Below are 6,501 nucleotides of genomic sequence, written 5' to 3' on the forward strand. Positions count from 1 at the left end.
CGGCGCTCGAGGACGCGCTCAACGTGTCCGAGCAGCGCGACCGCGAGTCCAATACCAAGATTGCCGATCTCGGCCGCCGCCTGAACGTGGCGCTGGCGCAGCGCGTCCAGGAGCTCAACCGCTACCGTTCCGATTTCTTCGGCCGACTGCGCGAGATCCTCGCCGACCGCGAGAACATCCGCATCGTCGGCGACCGCTTCGTCTTCCAGTCGGAAGTGCTGTTCCCGACCGGCTCCGACGAGATCAACGATGCCGGCAAGGTCGAGATGAAGAAGCTCGCCGATGCCGTCATCGAGCTGCAGAGGGAAATCCCGCCCGAGATCAGCTGGGTGCTGCGCGTCGACGGCCACACCGACAACAAGCCCTTGTCCGGCACCGGCCGCTATCGCGACAACTGGGAACTGTCGACGGCTCGTGCGACCTCGGTGGTGAAGTTCCTGATCGAGAACGGCGTGCCGGCGAACCGGCTGGTAGCCGCCGGCTTCGGCGAATTCCAGCCGCTCGATCCGGCCGACACGGATGAGGCGCGCAGCAAGAACCGCCGAATTGAACTGAAGCTCACCGAACGTTGATCCGGCATCACGCGAACTCACGCGAATTTGTTCGCCGGCTCAACTCTAGCGCGCAGAAGCCCGCCGGCAAGGCCTGAAAACATTATCTTTTTTTAATTACACTCGGCGACTTGGCGGCCCTAATTTGCTGCGCAGGGCCGGGAACCGCCGGCGATGCCTCCCATCGCGACGCGACGGAACCGGACGGCCCACTAGCTCGGAAGCAGAGCGGGATGGCCGCTCCTTCCCCAGCAGGAGGACGCGCCGTCATGCGCGCTTTAACATCTCTCAAGACTGCAACTCTCGCCGCGGTTCTGATCGCCGCTCCGCTCGCCGGCGCCTACGCCGCCGGACATCACAAGGGCGCTCTCGACGCAACCGATCCAACCGACTTCACCGGACCGCGGGTGACCAGCCTGATCGAGCAGGTCCAGGGTGTGGATCAGGGCATCGCCGACGCGCGGCAAGCAAACGACATCTCGGCCTCGGAAGCGCAGCAACTGCATATGCGCGCCGCGCACATCAGCCAGGTGGCCGAGCACGTAGCCGCTTCGGATCACGGCAGGATTCCGGCTGCGCAATATCACGACCTGCTGCGCCGTCTCGACAATGTCGACCAGAAGCTGAGAACCGATACCGGCAGCGGCTTCCTGATGGGCGACGGCGCCGACGGCGGTCACTATCCGAACGGCTGAGCGGTTTCGGGCCGCGACTGCCGTTTCGAGACCAGGAAGGGACGATCTGGCGCCTGAGGGACCTGGCCCGAGGGCGTCCTTTTTTCAGTCACCGGCCGAGCCAAAGCGCGATAATGGCAAGCACCGCAGGCAGCGTCTGGACGAACAGGATCTTGCGGCCGACGGTCGCCCCGCCATAGAGGCCGGCGACGGCAACGCAAAGCAGGAAGAACATCTTGATTTGGAAGCCGCCGGTGCCGAGATAGAGCCCCCAGATCAGGCCTGTAGCAAGAAAGCCGTTATAGAGCCCCTGGTTGGCGGCGAGCACTTTCGAGGCGCTGGCGAAGTCCGGCTTGAGGTTGAACGCCTTGTGGCCGCGCGGCGTGTCCCACAGCACCATCTCCAGATAGACGATGTAGCAGTGGATCAGCGCCACCAGCCCGGTCAGGATATTGCCGATCATTGTCCCCTCCGCTCGTTGGCCCCAACCTTTGATCACGCAGCGCTGTTGCAAGGCAAGATGGGCTGATCCGGAACGGGCAGATCAGGGTTGCCAAGCTGCGCGCCTTGGTATCTTTTCGCGCCAACCCCTTTGCAGCCGGAAACCATCCATGTCCTTCCAAAAACTCGATCTACTCGGCCATAGGCTCGAAGCGCTGGAACATGCGCTGGCCATTCTCGGCGCCGATGAGGCGACCCACATGGCGGTTGGCGGCGGCGAGAAGCGCGCCGAGGCGATGTCGGCCCTGGCCGGCATGCTGCACGCCCAGGCTACCGCGCCGGAGATCGGCGACTGGATCGCCGCCGCCGAAGCCGAACCGCTGAACGACGAGCAGCAGGCTGCGGTGAGGGAACTGCGCCGGCAATATACCAACCTCACCTGCCTGCCGGTCGAATTTGTCGAGCGCCAGACGACGGCGCGCATGCGCTCCGAGCAGCTCTGGCGCGACCTGCGCGCCAAGAATGACTGGGCGGGCTTCCTGCCGGCGCTGGAAGGCGTCGTGGCGCTGGTGCGGGAAGAAGCGGCGCTGCGCGCCGAGGCGCTCGGCCTCGCCCCCTATGACGCGCTGATGGAGCAGTACGATCCCGGCAACCGCGCCGCCGACATCACGCCGGTGTTTGTCGAGCTGAAGGCTTTCCTCATGGATTTCCTGCCGCATGCGCTGGCCGTGCAGGATGCGCGGCTGGCGAAGCACGCGCTCAAGCCGCTCTCCGGCAGCTACGCCGTCGAGAAGCAGCGCGAGCTTGGTCTTGCCATGATGGCGGCGGTCGGCTTCGACCTCACCCATGGCTCGCTTGCGGTGTCGCACCATCCCTTCTGCGGCGGCGTGCCGACCGATGTGCGCATCACCACCCGCTACAAGACTTCCGATTTCCTGTCGGCGCTGATGGGAGTGCTGCACGAGACCGGCCACGCGCTTTACGAACAGAATCTGCCGAAAGCCTGGTCGCACTGGCCGCTCGGCAAGGCGCGCGGCATGGCCGTGCATGAGAGCCAGAGCCTATTCGTGGAGAAGCAGATCGGCCGCAACCCCGCCTTCTGGCGCTGGGCGCTGCCGGTTGTCGAGAAGCATCTCGGCGAAGCCTGGTCGATCGACGACATCCTGCCGCATGTCCATCATGTGGAACGCGGCTTTATCCGCGTCGACGCCGACGAGGTCACCTATCCGCTGCATGTCATCTTGCGTTACGAGCTCGAGCAGGAGCTCGTCTCAGGACGGCTGGAGGCGGCCGACCTGCCCGAGGCCTGGGATGCCAAGATGCGCGACTATCTCGGCCTGTCGACCATCGACAACCCGGCCGACGGGCCGATGCAGGACGTGCACTGGCCGGGCGCCGCCTTCGGCTATTTCCCGTCCTACACCCTGGGCGCCATGATGGCGGCGCAGCAATGGGCGGCCCTGACCAGGGAGCACCCGTGCGCGGACGAGGATCTCGCCAAGGGCGACTTCAGCGCCATCTATGAGTGGCGACGCGACAAGATCTGGTCGCAGGGCTCGCGCTGGTCGACGCCGGACCTGCTCGAGCGCGCCACCGGCGAGAAGCTCAACGCCGCCTATTTCACGGAACATTTGCGCAAGCGCTACGGCGACTGAGGCGGCCTCGCTGGCCCACCAGATCGAGCTGCGCAAAAGATGCATTGCCGGCCTTTACTTTGGCGGGAAAGACTCTGACAAAGAGTGTTCCTTGCTTCAGTGGGCTTGAACATTGGTGGGTGGCAGTTTTCGTGAGGTCGGGTCGTTCCGTTGCCTCGTTCTGTTCTTGGCCGTACTGGCCGGTCTGATCCTTCCGGCGGATGCTGATGAGGTCGTCCGCAAAGGGCCGGAGGCGGCCTGGATCAGGTCGGTCGATGCCCCGGCGGCCGATCCGGCGCGGGCCGACCAGATCAAGAATGGCATTTCCTGGCTGCTCGCGGACGAGCAGATCATCCATCGCGACTACGGCTATGACGACTATTCGCGCACGGTCTACAGAATAGTCGACCGTCCCGGCCTTGAGCGGGGCGCCAGCATCGATCTGCAGTTCGATCCGTCCAAGCACAAGGTCACGCTCAACCATCTGCGCATCATCCGCGACGGCGTCGTGCTGGACCGGCTCGATGACGTTAAGTTCGACATTTTCCGGCAGGAGAAGGAGGCCGAAAAGGGCGTCTATGACGGCTGGCTAACCGCTCATGTCAACATTGACGACGTGCGTGTCGGCGACATTGTCGACTATGGCGAGACCTATGAGATCACACCGCACGTCGGCAAGGGCCTGTTCTTCTACAGCTTCTCCACCGAGTGGGAAGACCCGGTGGGGCTGATCCGCACCAGCATCACCTGGCCGGCCTCGCAGCCGCTCGCGATCAAGCCGCGAGGCACCGAGATCAAGCCCACCATCTCCGCGTCGGGAACGGACTCCGTCTATCTCTGGGAGATTGCCAATCCGAAGCCTGTCAAGGTGGAGGAGAACGTGCCGACGGAATTCCCGGCCTGGGGATCGATCGACATCTCGTCCACCGCCAGTTGGCAAAGCGTGATCGACGCCGTTCAGCCTTACTACAAGCCGGCCATCGCCTTCCCGCCGGCCTTTGCCGCCAAGCTCGACGAGATCGCTGCGAGGCACCCTTTGCCAGAGGATCGGATGATCCAGGCGATGCGCCTCGTCCAGGATGAGATCCGCTATGTCAGTCTCTCGATGGGCTCCGGGTCGTATATTCCGCGCGATCCGGCGACCGTCGTCCAGAGCGGCTTTGGCGACTGCAAGGACAAGGCGCTGCTGCTTACGTCGGCGCTCGCGCGGCTGGGCGTTTCTGCCCAGGTCGCGCTGGCCGATCTCGACCACGGGCGGGCGCTGGACCAGCACCTGCCGGCGTTGCGCAACTTCGACCATGCCATCGTCAAGGCGACGATCGGGACCAAGGCGTACTGGCTCGACGCCACCAATTACCTGCAGGGCGGCGACGCAAGCAATTTCCCGCAGCCGGACTACGGCTTCGCCCTGCCAGTCTTTGGCAGTGGCGAGTTGGAGAAGATGCCCAGTCCGGAGCCTAAAAGCCCGACCATCAAGGTTGCCGAAGAGTTTTTCTTTCCCGACAAGCCTGGTGGCCAGCTGACGCTGTCAGTGCTGTCGACCCATGAGGGCGCCGACGCCGACTACATGCGCAGCAAGCTCGCCAGCCGGTCGGTCAGCGAACTGTCCGACGCCTATCTGCAATATTACAGCAAGCGCTACCCCGGCATCGAAAGCGCCGCAAAGCTGGAAATCTTCGACAATCGTGACGGCGACATCATCAATATACGGGAGAGCTATCGGCTGCCGGCTCAAGCGCTGGCCGCCAACGATCTCGCCAAGAACTTCTCGATCAAAGCGGCCGACCTCGGCACCGACCTGCCGACCCCGACCACGGTGGATCGCGCCGGACCCGTCTCGCTTGGGTCGCCCGTTTACCGCAGGCACAGCGTGACGGTGCGCAATCTGAAGGCGAGGTTTTCCGGCGGACGGATGAAGAGTGTCGTCACGCCTTACCTTTCGCTGACGTCGTCCTGGAGCAATACGCCGACCACTTTCGAGGTGCAGTGGGATTTCCGGACGCTGGCTACGCAGGTTCCGGCCAAGGCGATCAGCGATTATCTGAACTCGGTCAAGGACGTCGGCGACAATCTCGACTGGACATACGACTTCACCTACCAGGATGTGCCTGCGGATCCGCTAGGCAGTGATCCTGACAGATCGCAACAACAGGTGATCACCGGGGTGCTGCTGGTCTCGATCTTCATAGGCGTGCCGCTTTTGATGGCCTTCCGTCGCAGATAGCCGCACGGCGGTTCCTGCCGAGAAGGCGGGCGCTACTCCGCCGCGCCCTTGAAGGCGCTCGCTCCGGTCTCGAACTGCAGCTTGGCGAGCCGCGCATAGGTGCCGCCCTTGGCGACAAGGCTCTGATGCGTGCCTTCCTCGACGATGCGTCCGCCGTCCATGACTAGGATCCGGTCGGCCTTGAGCACCGTCGCCAGCCGGTGGGCGATCACGATGGTGGTGCGGCCGCGCATCAGCCGCTCCAGCGCCGTCTGCACCAGCGTTTCGCTTTCGGCGTCGAGCGCCGAGGTTGCCTCGTCGAGCAGCAGGATCGGTGCGTCGCGCAGAATGGCGCGGGCGATCGCCACGCGCTGGCGCTGGCCGCCCGAAAGCGTCACACCGCGCTCGCCGACCTGGCTGTCATAGCCCTTTTCAAGCTTGCCGATGAATTCGTCGGCAAGCGCCGCCTTTGCCGCCGCCTCGATCTCGGCATCGCTGGCGCCCGGCCGGCCGAAGCCAATATTGTCGGCAGCACTGGCCGCGAAGATGGTGACGTCCTGCGCCACGATGGCGATGCGCTGGCGGATTGCGGCCGGATCGGCCTGGCGCAGATCGACGCCGTCGATGACGACACGGCCGCTCTCCGGATCGTAGAAGCGCAGGATAAGCGAGAAGACGGTGCTTTTTCCCGCGCCCGAAGGACCGACGATCGCCACCGTCTCGCCAGGCTTCACCTGGAAGCTCAGCCCATGCACGGCGGCCCGGTCCGGCCGCGCCGGATAGGAGAAGGAGACATCGTCAAAGCTGATCGCGCCCTTGGCCTTGGCCGGCAGCGGCTGAGGATCTGCGGGCGCCTGAATGGCGGGCTTCTCGGTCAGGATCTCGGTCAGACGCTCGGCGGCGCCCGCCGCCTGCGACAGCTCGCTCCACACTTCCGACAGCGCGCCGAGTGCGCCGGCGGCGAACACCGAATAGAGCAGGAACTGGCCGAGCGTGCC

General features: G+C 64.5%; 6 protein-coding genes. 4 read left to right on the forward strand and 2 right to left on the reverse strand.

Going from position 1 to position 6,501, the window contains the following annotated elements:
- Both EOA75_RS26600 and EOA75_RS26605 read left to right on the forward strand, forming a co-directional pair.
- A partial coding sequence (locus EOA75_RS26600) for a peptidoglycan -binding protein (protein ID WP_127325550.1) occupies positions 1 to 572 on the forward strand: 572 nt, incomplete at its 5' end.
- A gap of 248 nt (positions 573 to 820) precedes the next feature.
- Positions 821 to 1,246: a hypothetical protein gene (locus EOA75_RS26605; RefSeq protein ID WP_067001742.1), complete on the forward strand. Its 426-nt coding sequence runs from the start codon at positions 821 to 823 to the stop codon at positions 1,244 to 1,246.
- A gap of 88 nt (positions 1,247 to 1,334) precedes the next feature.
- Here EOA75_RS26605 and EOA75_RS26610 read toward each other — a convergent pair whose 3' ends face one another.
- Positions 1,335 to 1,688, reverse strand: coding sequence for a DUF1304 domain-containing protein (locus tag EOA75_RS26610; protein WP_067001740.1), 354 nt, complete (start codon positions 1,686 to 1,688; stop codon positions 1,335 to 1,337).
- 148 nt (positions 1,689 to 1,836) lie between these two features.
- Here EOA75_RS26610 and EOA75_RS26615 point away from each other — a divergent pair, with 148 nt between their 5' ends.
- The gene (locus EOA75_RS26615; protein ID WP_127325551.1) at positions 1,837 to 3,321 is read left to right on the forward strand and encodes a carboxypeptidase M32; all 1,485 of its coding nucleotides are present in this window, start codon (positions 1,837 to 1,839) and stop codon (positions 3,319 to 3,321) included.
- Between the two features lie 166 nt (positions 3,322 to 3,487).
- A complete protein-coding gene (locus EOA75_RS26620; RefSeq protein WP_164747573.1) occupies positions 3,488 to 5,524 on the forward strand; it encodes a DUF3857 domain-containing transglutaminase family protein in 2,037 nt (678 codons plus the stop codon).
- 32 nt (positions 5,525 to 5,556) lie between these two features.
- Here the strand turns inward: EOA75_RS26620 and EOA75_RS26625 are convergent.
- On the reverse strand, positions 5,557 to 6,501 hold a 945-nt coding region (locus tag EOA75_RS26625), incomplete at its 5' end, for an ATP-binding cassette domain-containing protein (RefSeq protein ID WP_127325553.1).

The organism is Mesorhizobium sp. M1A.F.Ca.IN.022.07.1.1, assembly GCF_003997575.1.
Lineage (GTDB): Bacteria > Pseudomonadota > Alphaproteobacteria > Rhizobiales > Rhizobiaceae > Mesorhizobium.

What these genes read in the sequence shown, in the direction of transcription:
- EOA75_RS26605 (WP_067001742.1), top strand. Translation starts at nt 821, where the DNA reads ATGCGCGCTTTAACATCTCTCAAGACTGCAACTCTCGCCGCGGTTCTG.
- EOA75_RS26610 (WP_067001740.1), bottom strand. Translation starts at nt 1,688, where the DNA reads ATGATCGGCAATATCCTGACCGGGCTGGTGGCGCTGATCCACTGCTAC.
- EOA75_RS26615 (WP_127325551.1), top strand. Translation starts at nt 1,837, where the DNA reads ATGTCCTTCCAAAAACTCGATCTACTCGGCCATAGGCTCGAAGCGCTG.